This window comes from Acidobacteriota bacterium (assembly GCA_038040445.1).
Lineage (GTDB): Bacteria > Acidobacteriota > Blastocatellia > UBA7656 > UBA7656 > Onstottus_A > Onstottus_A frigus.
The window spans coordinates 1-22,965 of record JBBPIG010000040.1; the positions used below are offsets into that span (position 1 = coordinate 1).

Genomic DNA, 22,965 nt, shown 5'->3' on the forward strand with positions numbered 1-22,965 from the left:
GCGTGCCGTCCGGGTCTACGAGCAGGAATTTGCAGGCGAGGTAGCCACCAACGCCAAGGTCGTAGACCACGATTCTTCCAAAGCCTAGCGAGTATCCCGGCGCGGGCCAGCCCGAGATCGCATCGAAAGCGACTCGGGTATCGCGCCGCGACCAGACCCGGTTGTTGTGAGACAGAGTGAGGCTGGCGCCGATCCCGCGGCCACCCAGCCCGATGATCTGGACTGCCCACTTGAAGTTGCTGCCTTCGGGAAGCACCGTTCCCATCGCAGTTGATTCGACGGCCCGGTCGCGCGGTGAGCCGACAAGGTTACGCGGTTCGCTCCACAGTTCGGAATAGGCTAGATCGGTTGATGAAGACTGGGCGTAGGCGGTGGGCATCAGCTTATCGAGCAGCGAGCTAAGCAGCGATCCGGCTGACGCAACGCCAGACTGGGGGCCGCCCAACGCGCCGACTATGTTTCCGCTCGCGTCCAGACGCTTCTGATCGTTGCGCCAGTCATCATCGGACTGAACCGGCCGATGATTAGGCCTGATCAGCACGGCTGCTGTCGCTGAAGCAGACCCGGTTCTGCAAATTACACGAGCGAGCCCCGGCTGAAGAAACTTTGCTCGTCCAGCGTCGTCTATCTCCAACTTCTCGGGATTGGAAGACTCCCAGGTGAACTTAACGCCCTCGACGTTGCGATCAAGGAAGTCCGTCGGCAAAGCAGTAAACGTCACGCCCTCATCTTCGTACCCGACAAACTTGCCGGGGTTGATCCGAACATGAGCGACCGCCGAGGCGCGATCCGCCATCGTATCGCGGCGCGGCTTGCTGCGGGATTGAGAAAAGAGTCGTCTGAGAAAGAAGGCCTCGTAGCTGTTAACACCCCATCGCACGCTGAGCGCCTGTGAGGCAAAGCTGAAAATGTGTTGGGTAACGAGACCCGGACCCGGCCACAGAAGGAGGTTAAACGCGACCGCACAGCAAACGACTCTTCTTTGCAGCGCACGCCGGAACAACGCGGCGGACCATGCCTTGATGAAGCCAACAGAGGGCAGCGGAAAGAAAGCGTGAGAGGGGCGCATGTTGAACCTCCTTGCCTCGGGCGACGCACACTCGCCGGGAAGCCGCAGAGCGATCCCTGCTGGCTGCCGGTCGAAACGCCGAGATCATCGACAGCCAGCCTTTACCGACAACAAAGAATCATTCTGATTTGTGACTGCCTCTCGCCCAATTCGCCTATCGCCTACTTTGCATGACGCGAATCAAAGTCGGGACAATGCAATTCTCCAGAAATATCTTGCATTTGTTTAATGCCTGGCGTTTTGAGTCGCCTACCCGATCTTGCTCAACTTATTTTTGTACAGACGTGAAGCCATACTGTGATCGGGCGGATATTCGAAAGCGAACTCAAAAAAGCGAGTGATCGTCAGACAGGCCGCGTATATGCCCTCAGCACCATGCTCGATGGCGGCGATGATCGCCTCGATCAAGCACTGAATCGGCCGGCACCCTTCTTCGCTCTCAATTTGCTTTATGAGACGCACATTTGTTTCGCGGCGACTCTCTGTTTTGTCTTCGACGATAGCCTTGACTGCTTCGCCAATGACCAGTAACCACATCGCCGCAGCGTGAGCCTCACCGACTCGCAGGTTGAAAACCAACTCCTGGATTTCGCTTTCAGGGAGAACAAAACCCTTCGGATATTTCTCCCTCAGCGATTTACTACTTGCACTTCTGCGTGGTTCTTTCATACAGATGGCCGCCCTTTGCAGAGGACGTAATCAGGATAGACGAAGCCTCGAGCGCCCATGATGCGCTCACGGTTTTGCGACGGTCATGAAGCCGTCTATGATCAGCATTGATTTCATATCGCGAAGGGCCTACTATGCGGAAAAAAAGGAGACGGAACGCAACGCGATTAGGACCTCCTGGGCAGTCGGTCCTCGCCACGAAGCGTACCCTCTCTAGCCGCTAAAGGGGAAGCTTCAAACTTTGTCGCGCGCTCATGGCGCTGAGCGCGCGCCAGCTTATTCCGTCGAGCAGTTGACGACCTGCTTGAAACTCCGTTACTTCCTTCAATAGATTGTGTTCAAAGTAGCTCGTCTCAGCGATTAGTATCCCTTCATAAAAAAGACCCCTTCCAGTGAAGAATGTCTCATTCGGCAGAGCAAGATATAACACGAGCGGTGGCGGGTCAACGCAAGATGTCACATTTGTCACGATTTGTTTGGAATCCACTAATCGGGATATTGTCGCAGCAGGCAATGCTTGCAAACACGGTATGTCTTGTCGAAAGCGGCATTCTGTAGCCCGCGTCGAATAGTTCTTATTGACTAACTGTCGTCGCAACCAATCGCGGCTGAGGTGAGGTGTGCCACCTCATCGGGCGGCACTCTACTACAGTCGCGTACTCATTGCACCAAGAATTTCTGTTTCGGTCGTAATGTCTGAGTCAACGCCGATGAAGTCAAAGTGCAATGAGGGAGCGGGCATGGATTTTCGATTTTGAATCTTTCGATTTTGAATCTTCAACTCTTCGGGCGTAGAATCCAAATCCCGGAATCCAATTCGAGAATTTCAGGTCGATGGCAAAGATCGTTCTGGTATTGTTGCGCGCTGGCAAGCTGTGGCTTGCAACGCTCAATGTTTCCTTGAGCGCCGTGCTTGACCTTGACGGCAGCGGCGGCAGCGAAGACCGATCGGGCCCGGGCTAGGTGCGATGCAAGCCGCTGCAAGTGTCCGTCACAGAACAAGCTATCTGAGTTGGCTTTGCTCGCTGCATTTTTGTTACAATAAGCGGTCATCGCAGCGTTCTATAGTTCGGTGAGAGGCAAAACCCCGATAGTCGGAGCAAATGAATCAAGCTGTAAGCGCGCCTGGTCGGTGGTTTCGCGGGGTGTCAGCCCACCGATCAAGCTGTTAGCGTTTGGAAATGCTCAAGCGACTTAAGCAGCTAAGGAAAAGATCGAACCGAACTCAGCACTTCTAGGGAGCGTGCATTTCATCTATGAGCAAGCGTGTTTTTCGGGCAATCGCGGCACTCGTAGTCACAGTCCTCAGTTGGCCAATCAGTGGGCGAGTCGCCTTCTTTCAGCCGCTCGTCTCCGCAAGCCGCAATCAGAACGTAACGGTCGAGCAAGTTCTCATTCGCGGTAATCGCCGTATTCCAGAATCGACGGTCAAGATCTGGATCGGCACTCGCGAGGGCGATCCATACAACCCGGTTCAACTCGACCGGGACGTACGAGCGCTTTACGCCCAAGGCCACTTCGAAGATGTGAAGGTCTATTCGGAAGAAGGCACCCGCGGAGGCAAGGTCATAACCTTCGAGGTCAAGGAACGCCCTCTGCTTCTCGACATTAAGTACGAAGGGCTCAAGTCCGTCCAACAGTCGACTGTGCTCGAGGAGTTTCGCAAGCGCTCGGTTGGGCTTTCGAAAGAATCGCAGTACGACGCGGTCAAAGCCAAGCGAGCAGCCGCGGTAATCAAGGAACTCCTCGCGAACGAAGGCCGCCCCGAAGCGAAGGTCGAGCCGATTGCCGAGGAGATATCCAAGACCGCAGTCGCCCTGACTTTCAAGGTCGAAGAAGGACCGCGCTTCCGCGTCGCCGCCGTGGAGTTCGAAGGCAACAAGGTTTTCTCCAGTTCCCACCTGCGAAGCCAAATGAAGCTGGTGAAGCAACTCGGCATCTTCACCACCTTCAGTTCGAAGGACATCTATCACAAGGAGAAACTGGAAACCGATCTCGATCGGCTTCGAGTGCTGGTCTACGCGGACCAAGGCTACTTGAAGGCGCGCTTCGGTGAGCCTCGCGTCGAAGAAGTCGGCAAGGTCGGCACTTGGATCCCGCTGTTTGGTCATAAGGGACAGGGGTTGAAGATTGTCATCCCCATTGACGAGGGCCGCCAGTACCGAGCGGGCGAGATCAAGGTCGAGGACAATACGGAATTAACCGCCGACGAAATCAAGTCGGTCATAGGATTGAAGCCCGGCGACGTGGTTAAGGGCTACACCGTCGTGCAGAAGGGGCTCGACAACCTTAAGAAGGTCTACGGCTCTCGCGGCTACATACAGTTCAACTCCGGATTCGTGCCCGACTTCAAGGACGATCCGGCCGACATCGCCAAGGGAATCGTTGATATAACCTTCAGTGTGGAAGAAGGCAAACAGTACACGCTTCGAAGGCTCGAGTTTATAGGCAATACATTCACACGTGACAACGTAATGCGCCGTGAGGTGCTGTTGAACGAAGGCGAGCGGTACAACGAATCGATGTGGGACTTGAGCATACTGCGGCTGAACCAGCTCGGTTACTTCGACCAGGTAAAGAAGGAAGACGCGACGATCAACACCAACGAGAAGGAAGGCCAGGTTGACCTTACGCTAAAGGTACAGGAGAAAGGCCGCCAGCAGATCAGCTTCACCGGCGGTGTGTCGGGCATCGGCGGCTCTTACATCGGGATAAACTACTCGACCAACAATCTGCTCGGCTACGGCGAAGCGCTGTCGTTCAACGTGGCGACAGGGAACCTCCAGAAGATAGTCTCATTCGGTTTCACCGAGCCCTATATCAAGGGTCGGCCGATTAGTTTGGGGTTCAACCTCTTCTATCAGAACTATCAATTCATCGGGCAAGGCTTTGGCGCTGTAAACAATCAGAACTTTTTTGGGACCTTCGACGGCACTTCGCTGTTCACCCAGAAGACGGCCGGAGCTTCCGTCACCGCAAGCGCGCCGCTTAGCTATTTTGCCAAGCGGTTCCGAATGGGCAGGTTCATCAGGCTCGGTCTTTCTTATTCCTTCCAGACCACCGACATCGTTGACCCCGCGGTGAACAGAGACAGCGATCAGACCAACAACATCCTGGTGACATTTCGCCAAAGCGGGGTGACGCAGTCGACGATAGCCCCATCCATCTCGTACAACACGCTGAACTCCTCGTTGGATCCTACCAGGGGTACTTCCATAACGTTGGTGGCGGCTCTTACGGGCGGACCTCTCGGCGGCAAGGTGAACACCATCGCGCCCACCTTCGAGTACAAGTATTTCCGGCCGTTGTTCGCGGGCCGCGAAGCGCGCGCGCGAATCGAGGCGGGGAAGCCCACTCGCACTTTCGGTGTGCGCGTCTTGTTCGCACACATAGGCTCGTTCGGCACGCCGTTCCAATCGAACTCGCTGTCGTTCGTAGGGGGCACGCCGCTGTTCTCACGCTTCTTCCTCGGCGGCGAGCAAGACATACGAGGCTATAACATTCGGGGCATCGCACCTACTGCCCCGGTTCAAACGACGGTCACCACTCGCAACATACAAGCGGTCGATGGCTTCACTGGCCAGCGCCTCAAGGTGAAGAGGCCGGCGCAGTCAAACGGGAACTCCATCGCGCCCGGTGTGTTGGAACAATTTATCTTTGAAAACCGGGTCGACAACTCGGTGCCTAACTTTCCCGCTTTCATCGGCGGAGACACACAAATGCTGATCAACGTCGAGTATCGCATACCGATAATCGGCCCGCTTCAGTTCGCGCCCTTCTTCGATATAGGCTCGGCGTTCAACCTCCGGAATCTGTCGGATCAATTCGAGCGATCAGAGTTCCTACCCGCTCAGACGCTGGCTCTGGAAACCTTAAATCCGCGGGGCGAGATAGCAACACAGCGCCAGATTAGAAGGGCGACGCCGCCAGAGAGCCAGGGCGGATTGCCCCCGGGCTTCAGAACTGTGTTTATCCAGGGTGACAAGCAAGTGTCGAGGAATGTTCAGCTCTCCAACTCCGCGCACGGTATCTTTGACAACTACCGCTACAGCATGGGCGGCGAATTGCGCGTGCAGGTACCTGTCATCAATGTGCCATTCCGTTTGATATTCGCCTGGAACCCAAATGCCAGAACGGCGACGGAAGTTAATCCGTTTTTCTTCGAGCAGAAACGGGCGATCCGCTTTTCGGTTGGGCGGACGTTCTAGGCCCCGATATATTGTCGGTTGCCGCTTCTAAACACGAAAGCGGTGCTGCTATAATCAGGTTTTTGCAAACAGCCGCTGGCGCGTGCCGTCGGCGCGGCTCAACTAAAAAGAGGACAGGAGCATCTATGGTCAAGATTAAGCTAGCTGCTTTTGCAGCGCCGATGCTGTTGGCATTGACGGCAAGCGTTTCGGCCCAGCAGGCGATGCAGGCAGGAGTCGGCGCCGCGCTGCCTGACGGCAAAATTGCTGTCGTCAACACCCAGGCGTTCCCCGGCGGGATCGGCGAGTTAAAACAGAAATATGATCAGGTTGATAAACAATTCCAACCTCGGTATCAGCAACTCCAGACGGTCGAGAATCAACTGAAGCAGATGGAGAGCGACATCCAGACGAAGTGTCCTCAGTTGACCGCGGACAAGTGCCAGGAGTTACAAAACAACTACGCCGAGCTGAAGAGGAAGGGCCAGCGCGATTACGAAGACCTCAAGGCTGAATACGAAAAGGCGGTTGAGACGGCAACCAAGCCTGTTCGCGACAAGCTATATCAATTCCTGAATAACTACGCGACCCAACGCCAAATCATCCTGGTGATCAACCTTGCTGGCGCCGCTCAAAGCGGAACGCTTGCTTACTGGAACCCGGGCGCCGACATCACCGAAGACTTTATCGCCGAATACAACAAGGTGAATCCAGTCCCGGGCGCGGCTCCTGCCACGCAGCCCGCCAAGCCTGCGAAACCCTGATTGTTGCGACCCACGGAGTCACTTATGAAATCATACAAGTTTGCACTCGCCGCGCTCGCGTTACAGTTGGTTGGTGTTTCAGCTCTTGCCCAGCAGCCGGGCGCCGGCGCTCCGCAGAAACCAGCAGCGCCGCTTTTGCTTCCCAAGGGTAAGGTAGCGGTTGTAAACACCGCCGCGTTTCAGGAGCAGGTTCAAGAGTTCAAGCAAAAAATAGAGGCCCTCAACCGGCAGTTCGAGCCGCGCGTGAAAGAGGTCCAGGGACTGGCGGACAAGATCAACGCACTCGAGACGACGCTAAAGTCACAAAGCGGCGTTCTCACCCCGGCAAGAGTCGCCGAGATGACGGAAAGCCTCGGCACCATGAAGCGCGACTATCAGCGCAAGTCCGAAGACCTGCAGGCTGACGCAGGCCGGTTGCGCGACAAAGCATTCGAGCCGATCACAGGGAAGCTGAGCAAGTTCGCTGAGGACTATACGGCGAAGCGCGGAGTCGTGATGTTGATCGATCTTGCAAATGGAGTTCAGTCGGGCACCCTGCTCTGGTTCGACCCGCGATCAGATGTAACTCAAGACTTCATCAACGAGTACAACAAGGCCAACCCGGTGACAACGATTGCTCCAAAACCCGCCGCGAAACCATAAAGAAAGGCAAAAGTGAGAAGAGGCAGTTTTCTTCACTTTCGCCTTTTTCCTTTTTACTTTTGCCTTGTTGCTACTGCAGCGTGTCGAGCTTGCCAAGCCCGTAATCCTCTTCGTCCTTTACTCGGAGCATGTCAAGGATCAGCGCCGTATTGCTTGTGGTTTGAATCGTTCGGTCGTATGCCTCGCTCGTCTTCTCAAACTCGAAAGTCCCGTCCCCCGCGCCGGCAAACAAGCTGAGCGCCTTCCTCCCAAAATCAATTCCTGACTTTGCCCCAACGACCAGGCCTTCGTCAAAATGTATCTCGCCACACACCGCCGTCGACGTCACCTGTAGGACTCCCGACAGCCGGCTATTCTCGATGATCTGAATGATGTCGAAGAGATTCACATCGGCAAGATTCCCGGACAGGATCTTCTGCGAGCGTTTCGGAGGAGGCGTCTCGGTTAGGCGAACATCGCGCAATTGTCCGGTGACCGAGACTCTCGGATCAAGTCGCTTGGCCTCCAGCAGCCTTTCGTTCGCGCTTTCGACATCGCCTGCCGATATGTGAAGACTCGCGAGCGCCATGCAGTGTTGTGCAGCCTGATCCCGGCGGCCCGCGTCAATCAGGATCTCGCGGAGCTTCTCACGCAATCCAATGTGCCGCGGCGCGCTGTCAATCGCGCGCTCAAGCGTCTCAATCGCACGATTCACCATTCGATACTTCGCCAGCAAATCGGCGTCTATGATCGCGCTCTCTGGATCAGCCTCATTCGGATTGTTTTTAGCCATTGTCATCCCGATGCTCGTTCTCAATGCGGGGGTTGGCACCAGTCTAACATAGGCGGTCAAGCGCCAACATAGTCTTGTCAGAGAAGCATCGGTGGCCGGCTTTTGTGTCTTCGGGCCGGCGCTTATCGGCAGGGGCCACGCTCTTAACGGCTCTTGCAAGCCCGCTAGTTCCCACCAACTACGACGATTCCGCTCTTGTCGGCAAGCACTATTAGATCTTCCTTGTCGAACAGAAGGGTCTTGCCGGCAGTCACCTGAATCGCCGTGGAGCCGGCGCGAGCCATGTTCTCAATCGTCGGGAGTCCGATCACCGGCACGTCGAATCGCATATCCTGGTCAGGCTTCGCCATCTTCACCACGACGAACGGTTTGCCGCGAGTCACTTCGCCGGCGCGAACGATCACCGCATCGGTCCCCTCCATCGCCTCAATCGCAACAACGGCGCGATCCTTCACGGCAATCGTTTGACCCAGGTCGAGCCTCCCGATCTCGCGCGCGACTCCCAGACCGTAGTCGATATCGGCGCGCTCTTCTTTTGTCGGCGATCGGCGCGTCAGCACGGCTCGGGGCGCGAGGAGCGACTCGAGAAATGTGGTCGAGTCCACCAGCGTTATGCCTTCGCGGGCAAGCTCGTCGGCGACTGCGTTGATCAGACTGTCGGTGTTCTTCGTTGAAAGGCGAGCCAGCAGGCGCACCATTCGAAGATCGGGCAGCGCGTTGAGCCGGAATATCTGATGGTGCTTCACCTGTCCCGCCATGATCACGTGAGTGACCTCTTCGTTCTTGAACAAGCGAATGAGACGGCCAAGCTGACCTACGCCCATCCATTCAACCTTGGCGGCTCGCTGTTCTATCTCAGACGAGGTCTCTTCTTTGATCGCGGCGACTACCATCTCCACGCCTTGCTGGCGCGCGCCCTCGAGCACTAGAAATGGAAAGCGTCCGTTGCCTGCTATCAAGCCGTACTTCATACAGGAGTACTAAACACAAAGGCACAAAGACACAAAAAGGACACGGAGACATGTCCCTTCGTTTTTCTTTGTGGCTTTGTGCCTTTGTGTTTGATTTCCGTCGCTCCTCAATAGTCCACCCAATTGCCCTTCCCGTTTGCACGCGCCTTGCCAAGCAGATATTCCGCCGACGCCAAATCCTCTATCGCCAGCCCAAGCGACTTAAACAAAGTAATCTCATCCTGCGAAACGCGGCCGGGCCTGGCGCCAATCAGTAACTCGCCGATCTCTGCTCTGATGTGATCCGGCCCAATAGCTCCCTCGCGCAGCGCGAAAAGATAGTCGCCACCTTCATTGATCGTGGATTCGCGCCGATCGACAAACAGACTCGCCGCGGCCATTGTTGCGCTGTCAACTTCGCGCGTCGTTGGGATGCTCGAGCCGACAACATTCAAGTGCGCACCCGGTGAGACCCACTCGCGTTTAATGATCGGTTCCACGGCAGTGGTTGCCGTGACGATCAGGTCCGCGCCGCGAACCGCCGCCTCGACGCTGTCGACAGGCACTAACGGAAACGAGTACCGGACGCCTAACTCCTCAGCAAATTTCCGTGCGTGTTCAAACTTGAAGCTCGCTACTCGCGCGCGTTTGATGGTGCGCACGCAAGCCATAGCTTCGATGTGCGTGCGGGCCTGCACGCCTGAACCGATGATCGCAAGCTCAGCGGCATCGTCCCGCGCCAGAAGCTGCGTTGCCACACCGGAGACGGCCGCCGTGCGAATCGCTGTTATCGCCGAAGCGTTCATCAACGCCAGCAATTCACCCGTCTCCGCGCTGAAGAGCATCACGCTGCCCTGATGCGAATCCAGTCCTCTGGCTGGATTGCCCGCAAAGAAGCAAACAGTCTTTACCCCGTACCCAGCTCGCTCACCCGAGCGATACGATGGCATCAGCGCCATATCCCCGTCAGCGCCGGGCGGCGTGATCACCATGCGCAAAGGCTGATACACATCACCCTTGGCCAGGTCCGCCAGCGCCTCGGCCATGACCGGAACGCACTCGCGGATGGGAAGCAGCTCTTCAACTTCGGCGTGGGTCAGGATGAGAACCTTCATCGCTTCGTCACTCCGCGCTCTGATGTCTCAATAAACTCGACGAGGTAGTCTATTTCGGGCCAGCCGCTGAGGTCGCGCTTGATCGCTTCAACTGCCTGGCTAGTGTTGAGCTTCGCCGCCAGCAGCAAGCGGAACGCTTGAGCGATGCGGCGTATCTCTTCGCTGCCGAACCCGTGCCGCTTGAGTCCGAGAGTGTTCTGCCCGTAGCACCGCGCGTGATTGCCAACCGTGCGGGCGTAAGGCAGCGCGTCCTTGACCACAACCGAGTAGCCTCCGATGAAAGCGTGCCGGCCCACGCGGCAGAACTGATGTACACCCCCATAGGCGCCAATCGTCGCGTAGTCTTCGACGACCACGTGGCCTGCAAGTGTGGCTCCATTTGCAAAGATAGTGTGGGAACCAATGATGCAGTCGTGTGCGATGTGGACCTGAGCCATAAAGAGATTGTCTGAGCCGATCTCGGTCAGGTTGCCCCCCCCTTTGGTGCCGCGCTGCAGCGTGGTGAACTCTCGAAAGGTGTTGCGTTCGCCCGCGCGCAGCCAGCTCCTCTCCCCTCGATACTTCAGATCCTGCGGCGCCTGTCCCGCGGACACGAAAGGAAAGAAAACCGATCCGCTCCCAAACTCAGAAGGACCTTCAATCACGCAGTGGCTGGCGACTTGAACGTTGTCGTGCAAGACAACGTCATCGCCGACAATCGAGTACGGCCCAATGGAAACGTTGCGTCCGAGTTCAGCCTTGTGACTAATGATCGCGGTGGGGTGAATGGACACGTCGGGACGGACTCCTAGTCTTGGTCGAGTGGCGAGAAAGCGGCGCTCTTGATCTGATCGCTGCGCTCGACGAGGCTGCGGTCAACAAGAGACGATGAGATTAAGGCCTCCGCTACGATCTGCCCGTCAACATAAGCCTCACCGCGTAAGCGTATATAGCGCGGCCTGAGTCTCAGCACAGTCAACTCGAGCCGTAACTGATCGCCTGGCACCACTGGGCGGCGGAACTTCGCTCGGTCGATCCCGGTGAAGAACACGAGCTTCGATTCGCGGTCAGGCAGGTTCGCAAGCATCATCACCCCGGCCGTTTGCGCCATCGCTTCGACGATCAGGACGCCGGGCATCACAGGCGCCCCCGGAAAATGCCCCGCAAAGAAGGGCTCGTTAAGCGTGACGTTCTTGATCCCGACTACTCGCTTGCCGGGGTCATACTCGACTATCCGATCGACGAGCAGAAACGGATAACGGTGAGGCAAGATCGCCTGGATCTGAGTTGTGTCCAGTAGTGTTTCCATGTATTACCAAATCGTGGCGATGCCTGAAGCCTGAATCTGCCGGTCACGAGTTAGAAGAGGTAGATTTAAGTGTTGCCCCACATCTCGCGCCGCGCCTGTGCTATGTCCTCCTCGGTGATGTCCACGCCGAGATCGGCCCAGAGGCCTTTGACGCTGCGTCGCGGTTGTTTGTGTACGGTCGTTTCCTCGAAACCCTCAACGAAATCCAGAACCTTCTGCTGCTTCTCGGGAGGTACCGCTCGTAGCTTTTCAACAACAGTTTGTTCAATCGATTCGGTACTCATATCTCGCTATCCTCACCGCTTCCCCCTCGCGAAGTAACAATGCTTGGGCGTGGCCCTTGGACGAGACTCAGCGTTGATGACCGCACGACTCATTTCCCACGGACAAAACCTTCACTCTCGCTAGTAGTGATACTGGTTCTTTCACTGGCTTCTCCTCCATCTGATTCGACGCTACTCGGCATCGCGTGCCGAGTTCGGCGTTAAGGCCGCAACGGTCTTTTCCAGTTGCCTCAATCGCTCGGCTATTTCAGGAAGCTTCGAGTATAGCACCTGCGAACGCCGCCACGCATTGTAGTCCTGAATGGGTGTTCCGGCCACAAACCCACCAGCACGGACGTCTTTGGTCACGCCCGCCTGTCCGGTGATCGTAGCCCCGTCGCCTATCGTGATGTGCTGATTGGTTCCCACTTGACCGGCGATCACGCATCGCCGGCCGATACGAGTGCCGCCCGAAAAACCTGTCAGCGCCGCAACGACTGTGTCCTCACCTATATCGCAGTTGTGGCCGACCTGAATCAGATTGTCGAGCTTCACTCCACGCCGCAACACGGTGTCGCCGAAGCCGCCTCGGTCGATCGCGCAGTTGGCTCCGATCTCGCAATCGTCCTCGATGCGCACACGTCCAAGCTGAAGCAGCTTCACCTGGCCCCCGTCTTCGTCCGGAACGAAGCCAAAGCCATCCGCCCCAATCACCGATCCGGCATGAATGATAACCCGGCGGCCTATTTCGCAGTCGTGATAGATGGACACGTTCGCGTGAATGACCGAGTCATCGCCAATCCTGCACCGGTCGCCGATCACAACACCGGGATCTAGAGTTACGCGATCTCCGATCACCGCATCTTTTCCGATAGTAACTCGCGGATGAATCGAGAGATCCTTGCCAAGCACAGTTCCCTGCCCAACGATTACGCCGGCGCTCACGCCAACGGCTTTGTATTCCGTCTTATGCAATGCCTCGATCGCGCGAGCAAACGCAAGCTTGGGATTGGCGGCAACCAGCAGATTCCGCGGCGAGCCCGCAATCGGAGCGGATACGATGACCGCCGTAGCGCGGGATTCGGTTATACGAGCTGCATACGCGGGACTCGCCGCCAAAGTCACATCACCTTCAGACGCGAGATCGAACGGTCGAGCGCGACTGATATCGGCATCCGGCTCGCCTATCAACTCGGCCCCGACCAATTGTGCAAGCTCAGCCAGCTTGAGCATAGACATCGCGCTCCAGTCGTGTGGAGGGAGAGTTTCCCATGTGCGGGGCTCGCAAGCAACCTGCGGACTTTTATCATGAGTCCATTCCGGGGATCTTGACTCCGCAAAAATGCCGGTGTAGCTTGCGACTTCTCTTCAGTCTGGTTAATCTCGATACTTGCCGGAATCAATTCATTAGTTTCACGTTAGAGGCGATCATAACCCCAATGCTGAAGCGCACACCGCTCTATGAATCCCACGTTACACTTGGCGCTCGAATGGTTGAATTCGCCGGCTGGGACATGCCGGTTCAGTACACAGGACACGTCCAGGAACACTTGGCTGTCCGCGAGGCGGCCGGCCTTTTTGATGTTTCACACATGGGCGAGATCGAGATAAGAGGCGCGGATGCGCTATCTCTCGTTCAGCGTGTCACAACCAACGATGCGTCCAAACTCGAGGACAACCAGGTCCAGTATTCCACGATGACTAACGAAGAAGGCGGCGTGCTTGACGACCTGCTGGTCTACCGAATAAACGCGGACTATTTTCTGCTGATCGTCAACGCAGGAGGCGCCGATTCGGATTACGAATGGATCAAGAAGCACGTTGGCGCTTTGAGCACGGAAGTGCACAACACGAGCGATGCGTTTTCGCTCCTGGCGCTGCAAGGCCCGCGCGCCGAGCCCATCTTACAAGGACTGACCGATCACATGCTTGATCGCGTACCGTATTACTGGTCGCAGCGCGTTTTTGTGGATAGAGTTGATTGTCGCGTGTCGCGCACCGGTTACACCGGAGAGGACGGGTTCGAGATACTCTGCGACACACGCGACGCGCGCCACGTTTGGAATCGGCTGCTGGTAACCGGTCTCGATCAGGGACTCCTCCCTTGTGGTCTCGCAGCGCGTAACACTTTGAGGCTCGAGGCAGCGTACAGGCTTTACGGCCACGACATGGATCAGACAACAACGCCGCTTGAAGCCGGGCTGGGTTGGGTGGTGAAACTCGCAAAGGGGGATTTCATCGGACGCGACGCGCTTATGCGGCAGAAGGAAGACGGCTTGAAACGGAGGCTTGTTGGCTTCGAGGTACTGGACCGCGCGCCGGCTCGCGACGCCTATCCGGTCTTGATCGGCGAAAAACAGGTTGGGGTCGTCACATCGGGAAGCCCCGCGCCGTACTTAAAGAAGAACATCGGATTCACCTACTTCCCGACCGAGCATGCGGCGGTTGGCACAGAGTTCTTTGTCGTCGTCCGGGGACGTAACGTTCCCGCCCGCGTAGTCGAGACGCCTTTCTATAGGCGCGAGAAAACATTCGATTGATCATCGGGTTGGACCAACTTTCAGAGTCAGAACTCGACGGAGACAAAAAGATGTCAAATACACCGGAGGACCTCAGCTACACCAAAGACCACGAGTGGGTCCGCGTCAAAGGAAGCCAGGCGGCCGTCGGTATCACCGACCATGCTCAACAGCAACTCGGGGACGTCGTGTACGTAGAGCTGCCGAAGGTCGGCGACAAGTTCGAGGCATCTGAGCCCTTTGGCACCGTGGAAAGCGTCAAGGCAGTCAGCGAGGTTTACATGCCAGTCAGCGGCACGGTCGCCGAAGTCAATGAGAGCCTCAACGATTCGCCCGAACTAGTCAACGAAGACCCCTACGGCGACGGCTGGATGATCGGCATCAAGATTGACAACCTCGCTCAGATCGATGCCCTTTTGACCTCCATCGAGTACGAAGACTACATCAAGGAAGAGGCGGCGGAGTAAGCGCGAATGAGATATATTCCGAACTCGACCGGCGAGCGCCGCTCGATGTTGGCGGACATCGGATTGGAGCGCATCGAAGACCTCTTCGATCAAATCCCGGAACAGCTAAAGCTCAAAGAACCGATCGGTGTCGGCGACCCGATCAGTGAGCCTGATCTGTTGGAATACTTTCGAGATCTGGCCTCGAAGAACGGGATCGACCACCAGTCGTTTCTCGGCGCGGGGGCATACTCGCATTTCATACCGGTCATCATCGACTCGTTGATCTCCCGCGCTGAGTTCTTCACTGCATACACGCCTTATCAACCGGAGCTCAGTCAGGGGACGTTGCAATACACGTTCGAGTTCCAGACGATGATCTGCCAGCTCACCGGAATGGAGGTGGCCAACGCTTCGCTCTACGACGGATCGACGGCTGTGGCGGAAGCCGTGTTGATGGCAAATCGCGTGACCCGCCGCAGCAAATTCGTCATCGCCGATACGGTCCATCCACAGTATCGCGAAGTAGTCTCCGCCTATACGAAACACCTCGGATTGAAAATCGAGGAGGCTGAGCACGGTGAATCGGGCACGCTTGATCCGGGCTCACTCGGAATCGATAATGAAACCGCCGCCGTCGTGGTGCAGTCGCCTAACTTCTTCGGCTGCATCGAAGATCTCGCTGCGATCGCGGATGCTGCGCACAACGCGGGAGCTTTGTTGATCGTTGCGATTACCGAGCCGATGAGTCTGGGCATTTTGAAGCCGCCCGGCGCGCTGGGAGCTGACATCGTCGCCGGCGAGACTCAATCGTTCGGCATACCCTTGAGCTTCGGCGGCCCTTACTGCGGGATGTTCGCCACGCTCGATAAGCACGTGCGCCAGATGCCGGGCCGGTTGGTGGGCGAGGCTTATGACAGCCAGGGGCGGCGCGGGTACGTGCTGACATTGTCGACCCGCGAACAGCATATTCGGCGCGAGAAAGCGACTTCAAACATCTGCACCAATCAAGGACTGTTTGCGCTGATGGCGACGGTTTACCTGTCGACTATGGGAAAGCATGGTGTGCAAGAGGTCGCGCGGCAGAACCTGCACAAGGCGCACTATGCTGCGTCGGAGATCAGCAAGCTCGATGGCTTCGAGATGAAGTTCTCATCTCCGTTCTTCAACGAGTTCGTTGTGCGCACGCCGCAGCCGGCGTCCAGGGTGATGAAGCGGCTGCTCGACAAAAAGATAATCGGCGGGATTGCTCTCGAAGGTCATTATTCCGCGATGACCGACTCGGCGCTGGTGTGCGTGACCGAGACGTCGAAGAAAGAAGCAATCGATAGGCTGGTGGGCGCGCTGTCTGAAATTTGAGGATTCAAGTCCGCACTGATAACAGAGTCAAGGAGGCTTACAATGCCAGATCTACAACAACTTGGAGTTGGCGGCGTGATTTTCATCGTCGGCGCCATCATATACATCGTCAATCTGTTGCTTGGCCTCGCGCGTCGTGGCAAGCCGTTGCCGTTTGACGGAGTTGGGCTGATGGTGCTTGGAATAGGGATCGCGCTTCTGCTTAAGTGGTGAGCGCTGGATTCCCGCGTCGGGTTTAAACCGAAAGAATGACCAAGAACAGAATCAAGAAAGCCACAACTCACGTGGTCCAGAACGAAGGTCTGCTGTTCGAAGAGTCGCGTCCTGGACGAATCGGCTACTCCGTTCCTAAACTCGACGTGCCCGAACGCCCGGATGATCAACTGGTCGATGGGCGGCTTCTTCGAGACGACGACCTCGAAGGCATGCCCGAGCTTTCGGAAGTAGATGTGATTCGCCACTTCACTCGGCTATCGACCTGGAACTACTGCATCGACCACGGGCTCTATCCGTTGGGCTCGTGCACGATGAAGTACAATCCGCGTATCAACGAGAAGATCGCTCGCATCGAAGGGCTGGCAAGTCTTCACCCGCTGACTCCAACGCCGCTCGCTCAAGGCGCGCTCGATATAGTCTTTCGCCTCGAAGAATGCCTTGCCCATATTACGGGTCTTGCGGCGGTGACGAGTCAACCGGCGGCCGGCGCGCAAGGTGAGATGACCGGGCTAATGATGATTCGCGCGGCGCTGACCGAACGCGGCGATCCGCGCAAGAAGGTCTTGATTCCGGATTCCGCGCACGGAACGAATCCCGCCTCCGCGGTCATCTGCGGCTACACGGTGGAGACGGTTCCGTCTCGATCGGATGGCCTCACCGACCTTGAAGAGCTGCGGCGTCATATGAGCGAAGACGTGGCTGCGTTGATGCTCACCAATCCGAACACGCTCGGGAAGTTCGAACGGAACATCCAGGAGATCTGCGGCATCGTGCACGAGCGCGGCGGATTCGTCTACATGGACGGCGCCAATATGAATGCGCTTGCGGGTGTCGCCAAACCGGCGAAGTTTGGAATCGACGTGATGCATTTGAACCTGCACAAGACATTCTCAACCCCGCACGGCGGCGGTGGCCCCGGAGCCGGTCCGGTTGCTGTGACCTCCGAACTCGAACCCTATCTTCCCTTCCCTCGAGTCGTACGCGCTGGAGACGGGACTCTCGAGCTCGACTTCAATCGCCCGAAATCAGTCGGCCGCGTACGCGCATACTTAGGTAACTTCGGTGTGCTGGTCCGCGCGCTCGCGTACATTTTGACGCACGGCGATCAGGGCTTGCGCGAGGCGACCGAGACCGCGGTACTGAATGCGAACTACATCGCACATCATTTGAAAGACACCTTTGACGTTCCTTACCCGGGTCGCGTGATGCACGAGGTGGTTTTCTCCGATAAGCGCCAGGTCAAGCTTGGAGTTCGCAACGCTGACATCGCCAAGCGGCTGATTGACTATGGATTCTATCCGCCGACTATGTCGTTCCCGTTGATCGTCAGCGGCGCGCTGATGGTCGAGCCGACCGAAACCGAAGGCCGCGAGGAGCTGGACCTGTTCATTGATGCTATGAAGTCCATCGCCGCGGAAGCCGCCGAGGATCCCGAGTTGCTGAAGCACGCCCCTCTCACAACCAAAGTCGGCCGCCTGGATGAAGTGGCGGCCGCGCGCAGACCGGTGCTCAGGTGGCGCCCCGGTCACCGCGAAAAACGGGCCGAGGGTACTTCATCCTCCTCCTAACTATTACTGCTTACGGATCTTGTCCTTGTTAATTACAATATCGAACTGACGTGATAAGAGAGAAAGGTACAGAAATGACCACGGAGAACTTAGAAGAACTTCGCGAGCAGCTGCTTCGTGAGGAGCGCGTGCAACAGATGGTGCGGGCGCGAGCCTACGAGATTTATCAGATGCGAGGCGGTCAGCCTGGATGGGAATCTCACGATTGGTTTCAGGCCGAAGGCGAAGTGCTGGCGTTCCTAATAGCCGATGAATCGCGCCGGGAGGATGAGAAAACAATCGCCGAAACTGCGGCTGCGACGACCGCACCGGAAGCGGCAACGACTAAACAGACCAGACCGCGCCCAGCTTCCAATGCCACGGCGGCCAAAAAAGCAGCGCCAGAGAAGACGACTACAAAGCAAGCCGCGTCAAAGAAACCCGAGTCCAAACCCAAAGCCAAACCAACTCGAAGATCATCGACAAGAGAGGAGAGCGATCAGTAGCGGCACAACCGAATGGCTACTTCTTTGGCGCGTAGTAGGCGTCGCGCGTGCGTGCGGAGTATCCCGGTCGAGACAAGAACACCTTGACTTGTCGCAGCCGCCCATCGTGTTCAAGATTTTTAGGAACGTAGGTGATGATGTACTGGTTCTTCAATTCTTGCGCCACCTGGGCATAGACGTCTTTCATCTCTTTTTCTTCAAGCGGTGAGTATATGCGTCCACCTGTTCTAGTCGAGAGGTCAGTCATCAACGCCTCAGCGCGCTCGAATCTTACCACCCCCATGTCCGCCATCTGAGCGTTGCGGCCGCCGAACACTCGCGAAGTCTTGCTGCGATACTTGTTCAACTCGTTTATGAAAGCGCGGGCCTTGCTTATCACGTAGATGACCGAGCCTGACTTGACGATCGCGGTCAGCGCCTGTTCATAAGCAAGTTTGCTGGACGTGTCGTCGCCATCGGTCAGAAGGATGATCGCCTTGCGACCTTCGACCTTCGCCAGTTGTTCATCGGCGGCTGAATACAGCGCATCGTAAAGCGCCGTGAGCCCATAGTCGAAGCTGCCCCGCTTGGTTTGCACCATCCCTGGCTTGAACCGCCACGAGAGCGCGTGCCGAACGTCCTCGGCTTTCGCGGTCCAGTCTTGAATCAACTCGATGTTTGTGTGGAACTCGATGACCGAGATTTTGTCTTCAGGGCCAAGCTGACTGACAAAGTGCAGCGCCGCGTCGCGCAATGAATTGATCTGGGAGACCACCGACCCCGATGCGTCGAGCATCAGCACAACATTCACCGGAACGCTGCTTATCACGAAGCTGGCGATGTCCTGACGCTGGCCATCCTCGGCAACAATGAACTCGTCTTTTACCAACTCGGTGGCTTGATGACCGTAGGCATCGATGACCGTTACGTTGAGCAGCACTTCCTCGGCGCGCAACCGGAGAGGCTCGTCCTGATTCGGCTGTTTGGGAAGAGTCTTGCGTCCGCTTTGAGGATGAGCCGCGGTTATCAGCAGGAGGGAAACCAGGAGAGCTCCGTAAACCCGGCCGCAAGTTTTTCCGCGCTTTGAGATAGGTAACATCTGGTTTATTTAGTATAGCGGAGGCGAGGCATATCCGAAAACTTGAACCTCGAGATCGATCCGTCTGCAACTCGCTGGCGCTCGGCAGATGCCCAAAAGTAGACGCGCGCACTGCGAAGGGATCAATAGAATGAGCTTCAGCTTTCGATTTTCTGGTATGAAAAGCGAATCAAATTAATCTCATCAATATTAACCTCTGTAGGTTCCCAAATCCGCGAGCGATTCCGAGGTCTTGACTCAACGGTCGATATTCGATACAGAGAGGTAACTTATGTTCGATATCATAAAAGTATTAATCGGCCTATTGCTCCCGTTTCTCGTATTGAGCCTGCTCTGCACTCTGCTTACCGAATTCATATCCCGAACAAGAAATCTTCGAGGCAAAACTTTGGCTAACGCTATAAGAGTAATGCTCACAGACACGTCAAACGCCGAGTTGAGCGACGTTTTTTACCATCATCATTTAATAAGATCGTTGTTCCAAGGAAAACGCGAGCCCCCTTACATACCTTCTAGGCTGTTTGCATACGTGTTAGTAGACATTATTAAGAGCAGGACTAAGACCAATCAGCTAACACTCGCGTTAAGCAAAATTCAGGAGAAACCCTTGCGTGAGGCTTTGCTAGCTTTGAATACAGACACCAATACCGACAGAGCGGTAATTGGCAGTATTGAGAGATGGTACAACGATGTAATGGAGCGGGCTTCAGGCTGGTATCAACAAAAGGTACAAACAACCATAATTGTTCTCGGATTTAGTCTCGCCGTTGGCATCAATATTGACACGGTTCTAATCTCAGATTACATAACACGAGGCGCAGTGCTGCGCGAGGTTTTTGTGGCAACGGCCAAAGATCTCATTGAGGTACGACACCAGGATGCGGCAACACAGGCTGTTGATAAGAACCGTGCAACCGAACTCGCAGAAGCATGGTATCAACTCCAACCCTTCGGTCTACCAATCGGATGGGTTCACCAACCTGGACAGCCATTTTATTATGTCCGTGGAACGCCTACTTGGCCGAATGAAGAGAATTTCCTGACAAAACTTATTGGGCTCTTTCTCACCGCATGTGCTGTCATTTTAGGAGCCCCTATGTGGTTTGATGTGTTGAATAAATTCGTTTTGATCCGTACCAGCGGTAAAGCTCCTGAGGAGACGCCGCTGCCGCCTATGGACATACCTTCGCCTCTAGAGGAGTCCCGCTCGCCATCAAGCGGTTAATCCGTCAATCAGATAAGTTGTTCTTGTGGATAACGTATTAAATCACGTCTAAATGTGTTAAGGACTTGCGGTCGCAGTCGCGGAAGAATTGGAAGCAGTTTATAACACAGCGGGGTTCATAAAGACCTGCAAGGAGCAGGTCTGTGGCCGATGTGGGAGGAAGGAATTGGAGGCCGACAGTAAAGAAAGGCCTCCTTGACTCCTGTATGTGCTACGCATAACATCCCGCCACGACGAGGAAGGTTGCTGCCCGACCAGTCCAAGGAGCCAAACCATGCCTTCTTACATAAACATCGAGAACAACCTGACCGCAGGTCTCACCGTAGACACCACCGTCAGCCCCGCCCTCAGCAGCGACGACTGGGGCGTGGATTCAAGCACTGCGCCGAACGGCGAGACCACCCGCGTCTTGTGGATGAATCGTGATGAGGGCATTCACGACAAACACACCTGGATTTTCACCACTGCGTTCACTTATGCGGGCGTTGCGATCCAGTTGCAGGAGTCGCTGACCGGCACGCTGTTGAGCAGCACGCTCGAGATTCAGATCGTCGCCGGCGGTAAAAGCACTGGCTGGCAGTCGAATAACACCTCGCTCATGTTTACCGGGACCGACGGGAATTCCTACCGAATCAGCGGAAGCTTCTTTCTCGACGAGATCTACGACGACGTGACGTACGCAATCAGCCAGAACATTCTTCCGCCGATCAACCACGTCGTGGTGCTGATGATGGAGAACCGCTCGTTAGACAATCTGCTCGGCTGGGTCTATACCGACCAGAACAATCAACCGCCGCACAACATCCCGGCCCAGGAGCCAACGTCCTACGCGGGCCTCGTTAAACACAAATATCACAACCAGCTCACGCCGGACTCGCCGCTCGTGTACGCGAAAAATGGAACGGACTCCACGGTTGTTCCAAGCCCCGATCCGGGCGAAGAGTTCACTCAAATGACGCAACAGATCTTCGGCGCATCGACGACAGCCGACATGTCGGGCTTCCTCGCCAACTACTTCACCCAGTGCCCGGGGGACCCGAACCAGATCATGCACTCGTACAATCCGGCCCAGGTTCCGGTGATCAGCCAGATCGCGCAAGCATTCGCGGTGAGCGATGCATGGTACGCATCGGCCCCGTGTCAGACCTGGCCTAACCGAGGCTTTGTACACACCGGCTCGTCGGACGGGCATATCAACAACGACGATTCCGAGCCCTACGACATCAACACGATCTTCAATCTGCTCAAAGACCAGGGCATCTCCTGGATGGTCTACAACAACTCCATCGCGCCTTCGCTGGTGCACGTGATGTTTCCAAAGCTCTGGCTCGAGCTAGACCATTTCGCGGACCTGTTTGATTTCGTTACCGCCTGCCAGCAGCCCGCGACAGCGCCGGCTGGCAGCAAACTTCCGCAGTACAGCTTCATTGAGCCGAACTTCCTGAATGCAATTCCTCCACACGACGAAAGCTACCATCCGCCGCACGACATCACGCCCGCCGAGCAATTCCTGGCAGAGGTCTACAGCGCCATTCAGGCGTGCCCCTACCGCGACGAGATCCTGTTCGTGATCACCTTCGACGAGCACGGCGGCTGCTACGACCATGTGCCTCCGCCGAGCGGCGCGGAGGCTCCGCTGCCCGCTTCGGTTTCGCGCGACGGCACTTTTGATTTCAGCCGTTACGGCGTGCGAGTGCCGACAATCGTGGTGTCCTCGTATGTGACGCCAGGCACGGTCTTCCGCGCGGAAGGGGGCACGCCCTACGACCACACAACGATATTGGCTACGCTGCGCGACTGGCTGGGCATCAATCAGGCCACGTTCGAAGCTTCGCTGCCGAGCCCGCGCATCGCCGCGGCGCCGACTCTCGCTTCGGTGTTAACCGAAACCAAGCCGCAAGCTTGGCCGGTCATCAAGGCGCCCGCGACCGAAGCGAAGATACCCGATCCGACCGAGCCTCCCAACGAGCTGGTCATGACCATCGTCATTGGCGAGGCCTCGCGGCGGGCCGGTACCTACATCGGCCCGGTGGGCGTTGCAGCGCTCAGACAAGCAATCCAGACCGAGGAACAGGCTCACGCATACTTCGCGGCACAACCGTCGAAGCCCAAAACCAGGATACTGCTCCCGACTCGCTTCTTGCCGCTTCCCTGACCGCGGCTCTCCGCATCCAGCTATTGACGCAGGCCACAATGAGCCAATCAGCGCTTGCCTCAAGGCCGCGAGAAGCCCCATAAATGGGGCTAGACACGGAAACCGCCGCGCTGTCATCCCAGGCGTAAACGCGCTGGGCTAGTGGAAAACAGAATCGCAAAGGCCAACCACAGTGTCCAATGTTGATGCCCCCAT

General features: G+C 56.4%; 22 protein-coding genes. 12 read left to right on the top strand and 10 right to left on the bottom strand.

Annotation, left to right across the window (positions count from 1 at the left end; all coding sequences use genetic code 11):
* A partial coding sequence (locus AABO57_26725; GenBank protein MEK6289323.1) for a hypothetical protein occupies positions 1-1,069 on the bottom strand: 1,069 nt, incomplete at its 3' end.
* A 249-nt stretch (positions 1,070-1,318) separates the two neighbouring features.
* Positions 1,319-1,738 (bottom strand): hypothetical protein, encoded by a 420-nt coding sequence (locus tag AABO57_26730; GenBank protein MEK6289324.1) that lies wholly within the window; start codon positions 1,736-1,738, stop codon positions 1,319-1,321.
* An 834-nt stretch (positions 1,739-2,572) separates the two neighbouring features.
* Between AABO57_26730 and AABO57_26735 the strand changes: the two genes are divergently transcribed.
* From AABO57_26735 to AABO57_26750, 4 genes are all read left to right on the top strand, one after another.
* Positions 2,573-2,701 (top strand): hypothetical protein, encoded by a 129-nt coding sequence (locus AABO57_26735; protein ID MEK6289325.1) that lies wholly within the window; start codon positions 2,573-2,575, stop codon positions 2,699-2,701.
* Positions 2,702-2,994: 293 nt separating this feature from the next.
* On the top strand, positions 2,995-5,946 hold the full coding sequence (bamA, locus tag AABO57_26740; protein MEK6289326.1) for an outer membrane protein assembly factor BamA: 2,952 nt from the start codon (positions 2,995-2,997) through the stop codon (positions 5,944-5,946).
* 125 nt (positions 5,947-6,071) lie between these two features.
* Positions 6,072-6,689 (top strand): OmpH family outer membrane protein, encoded by a 618-nt coding sequence (locus AABO57_26745; protein MEK6289327.1) that lies wholly within the window; start codon positions 6,072-6,074, stop codon positions 6,687-6,689.
* Positions 6,690-6,713: 24 nt separating this feature from the next.
* The gene (locus AABO57_26750; GenBank protein MEK6289328.1) at positions 6,714-7,331 is read left to right on the top strand and encodes an OmpH family outer membrane protein; all 618 of its coding nucleotides are present in this window, start codon (positions 6,714-6,716) and stop codon (positions 7,329-7,331) included.
* A 70-nt stretch (positions 7,332-7,401) separates the two neighbouring features.
* Here AABO57_26750 and AABO57_26755 read toward each other — a convergent pair whose 3' ends face one another.
* From AABO57_26755 to lpxD, 7 genes are all read right to left on the bottom strand, one after another.
* A complete protein-coding gene (locus AABO57_26755; GenBank protein ID MEK6289329.1) occupies positions 7,402-8,109 on the bottom strand; it encodes a DUF4388 domain-containing protein in 708 nt (235 codons plus the stop codon).
* A gap of 158 nt (positions 8,110-8,267) precedes the next feature.
* Positions 8,268-9,074 carry a UDP-2,3-diacylglucosamine diphosphatase LpxI gene (gene lpxI / locus AABO57_26760; GenBank protein MEK6289330.1) on the bottom strand — a complete coding sequence of 269 codons (807 nt, stop codon included), beginning with the start codon at positions 9,072-9,074 and terminating at the stop codon, positions 8,268-8,270.
* Between the two features lie 107 nt (positions 9,075-9,181).
* The gene (locus AABO57_26765; GenBank protein ID MEK6289331.1) at positions 9,182-10,168 is read right to left on the bottom strand and encodes an ornithine cyclodeaminase family protein; all 987 of its coding nucleotides are present in this window, start codon (positions 10,166-10,168) and stop codon (positions 9,182-9,184) included.
* Complete coding sequence (gene lpxA / locus AABO57_26770; GenBank protein ID MEK6289332.1) at positions 10,165-10,941, bottom strand: acyl-ACP--UDP-N-acetylglucosamine O-acyltransferase; 777 nt, start codon at positions 10,939-10,941, stop codon at positions 10,165-10,167. The genes AABO57_26765 and lpxA overlap by 4 nt, the downstream gene beginning before the upstream one ends.
* Positions 10,942-10,955: 14 nt before the next feature.
* A complete protein-coding gene (fabZ, locus tag AABO57_26775) occupies positions 10,956-11,456 on the bottom strand; it encodes a 3-hydroxyacyl-ACP dehydratase FabZ (GenBank protein ID MEK6289333.1) in 501 nt (166 codons plus the stop codon).
* Between the two features lie 65 nt (positions 11,457-11,521).
* Positions 11,522-11,740: a hypothetical protein gene (locus AABO57_26780; protein MEK6289334.1), complete on the bottom strand. Its 219-nt coding sequence runs from the start codon at positions 11,738-11,740 to the stop codon at positions 11,522-11,524.
* Between the two features lie 171 nt (positions 11,741-11,911).
* Positions 11,912-12,952 carry a UDP-3-O-(3-hydroxymyristoyl)glucosamine N-acyltransferase gene (lpxD, locus tag AABO57_26785; protein MEK6289335.1) on the bottom strand — a complete coding sequence of 347 codons (1,041 nt, stop codon included), beginning with the start codon at positions 12,950-12,952 and terminating at the stop codon, positions 11,912-11,914.
* 206 nt (positions 12,953-13,158) lie between these two features.
* Here lpxD and gcvT point away from each other — a divergent pair, with 206 nt between their 5' ends.
* From gcvT to AABO57_26815, 6 genes are all read left to right on the top strand, one after another.
* A complete protein-coding gene (gene gcvT, locus AABO57_26790; protein ID MEK6289336.1) occupies positions 13,159-14,259 on the top strand; it encodes a glycine cleavage system aminomethyltransferase GcvT in 1,101 nt (366 codons plus the stop codon).
* 50 nt (positions 14,260-14,309) lie between these two features.
* Positions 14,310-14,705 carry a glycine cleavage system protein GcvH gene (gcvH, locus tag AABO57_26795; protein ID MEK6289337.1) on the top strand — a complete coding sequence of 132 codons (396 nt, stop codon included), beginning with the start codon at positions 14,310-14,312 and terminating at the stop codon, positions 14,703-14,705.
* Between the two features lie 6 nt (positions 14,706-14,711).
* The gene (gene gcvPA / locus AABO57_26800) at positions 14,712-16,043 is read left to right on the top strand and encodes an aminomethyl-transferring glycine dehydrogenase subunit GcvPA (GenBank protein MEK6289338.1); all 1,332 of its coding nucleotides are present in this window, start codon (positions 14,712-14,714) and stop codon (positions 16,041-16,043) included.
* A 42-nt stretch (positions 16,044-16,085) separates the two neighbouring features.
* Positions 16,086-16,256: a hypothetical protein gene (locus tag AABO57_26805; GenBank protein ID MEK6289339.1), complete on the top strand. Its 171-nt coding sequence runs from the start codon at positions 16,086-16,088 to the stop codon at positions 16,254-16,256.
* Between the two features lie 35 nt (positions 16,257-16,291).
* A complete protein-coding gene (gcvPB, locus tag AABO57_26810) occupies positions 16,292-17,827 on the top strand; it encodes an aminomethyl-transferring glycine dehydrogenase subunit GcvPB (protein MEK6289340.1) in 1,536 nt (511 codons plus the stop codon).
* Positions 17,828-17,901: 74 nt separating this feature from the next.
* Positions 17,902-18,312 carry a DUF2934 domain-containing protein gene (locus AABO57_26815; protein ID MEK6289341.1) on the top strand — a complete coding sequence of 137 codons (411 nt, stop codon included), beginning with the start codon at positions 17,902-17,904 and terminating at the stop codon, positions 18,310-18,312.
* 16 nt (positions 18,313-18,328) lie between these two features.
* On the opposite strand, the gene AABO57_26820 is transcribed toward AABO57_26815, so the two are convergent.
* On the bottom strand, positions 18,329-19,390 hold the full coding sequence (locus AABO57_26820; GenBank protein ID MEK6289342.1) for a VWA domain-containing protein: 1,062 nt from the start codon (positions 19,388-19,390) through the stop codon (positions 18,329-18,331).
* Between the two features lie 271 nt (positions 19,391-19,661).
* Here AABO57_26820 and AABO57_26825 point away from each other — a divergent pair, with 271 nt between their 5' ends.
* Both AABO57_26825 and AABO57_26830 read left to right on the top strand, forming a co-directional pair.
* Positions 19,662-20,615: a hypothetical protein gene (locus AABO57_26825; protein ID MEK6289343.1), complete on the top strand. Its 954-nt coding sequence runs from the start codon at positions 19,662-19,664 to the stop codon at positions 20,613-20,615.
* A gap of 274 nt (positions 20,616-20,889) precedes the next feature.
* Entirely contained in the window at positions 20,890-22,770 is a 1,881-nt protein-coding gene (locus tag AABO57_26830) for an alkaline phosphatase family protein (GenBank protein MEK6289344.1), read from the top strand.
* The last annotated feature ends 195 nt before the right edge of the window (positions 22,771-22,965 follow it).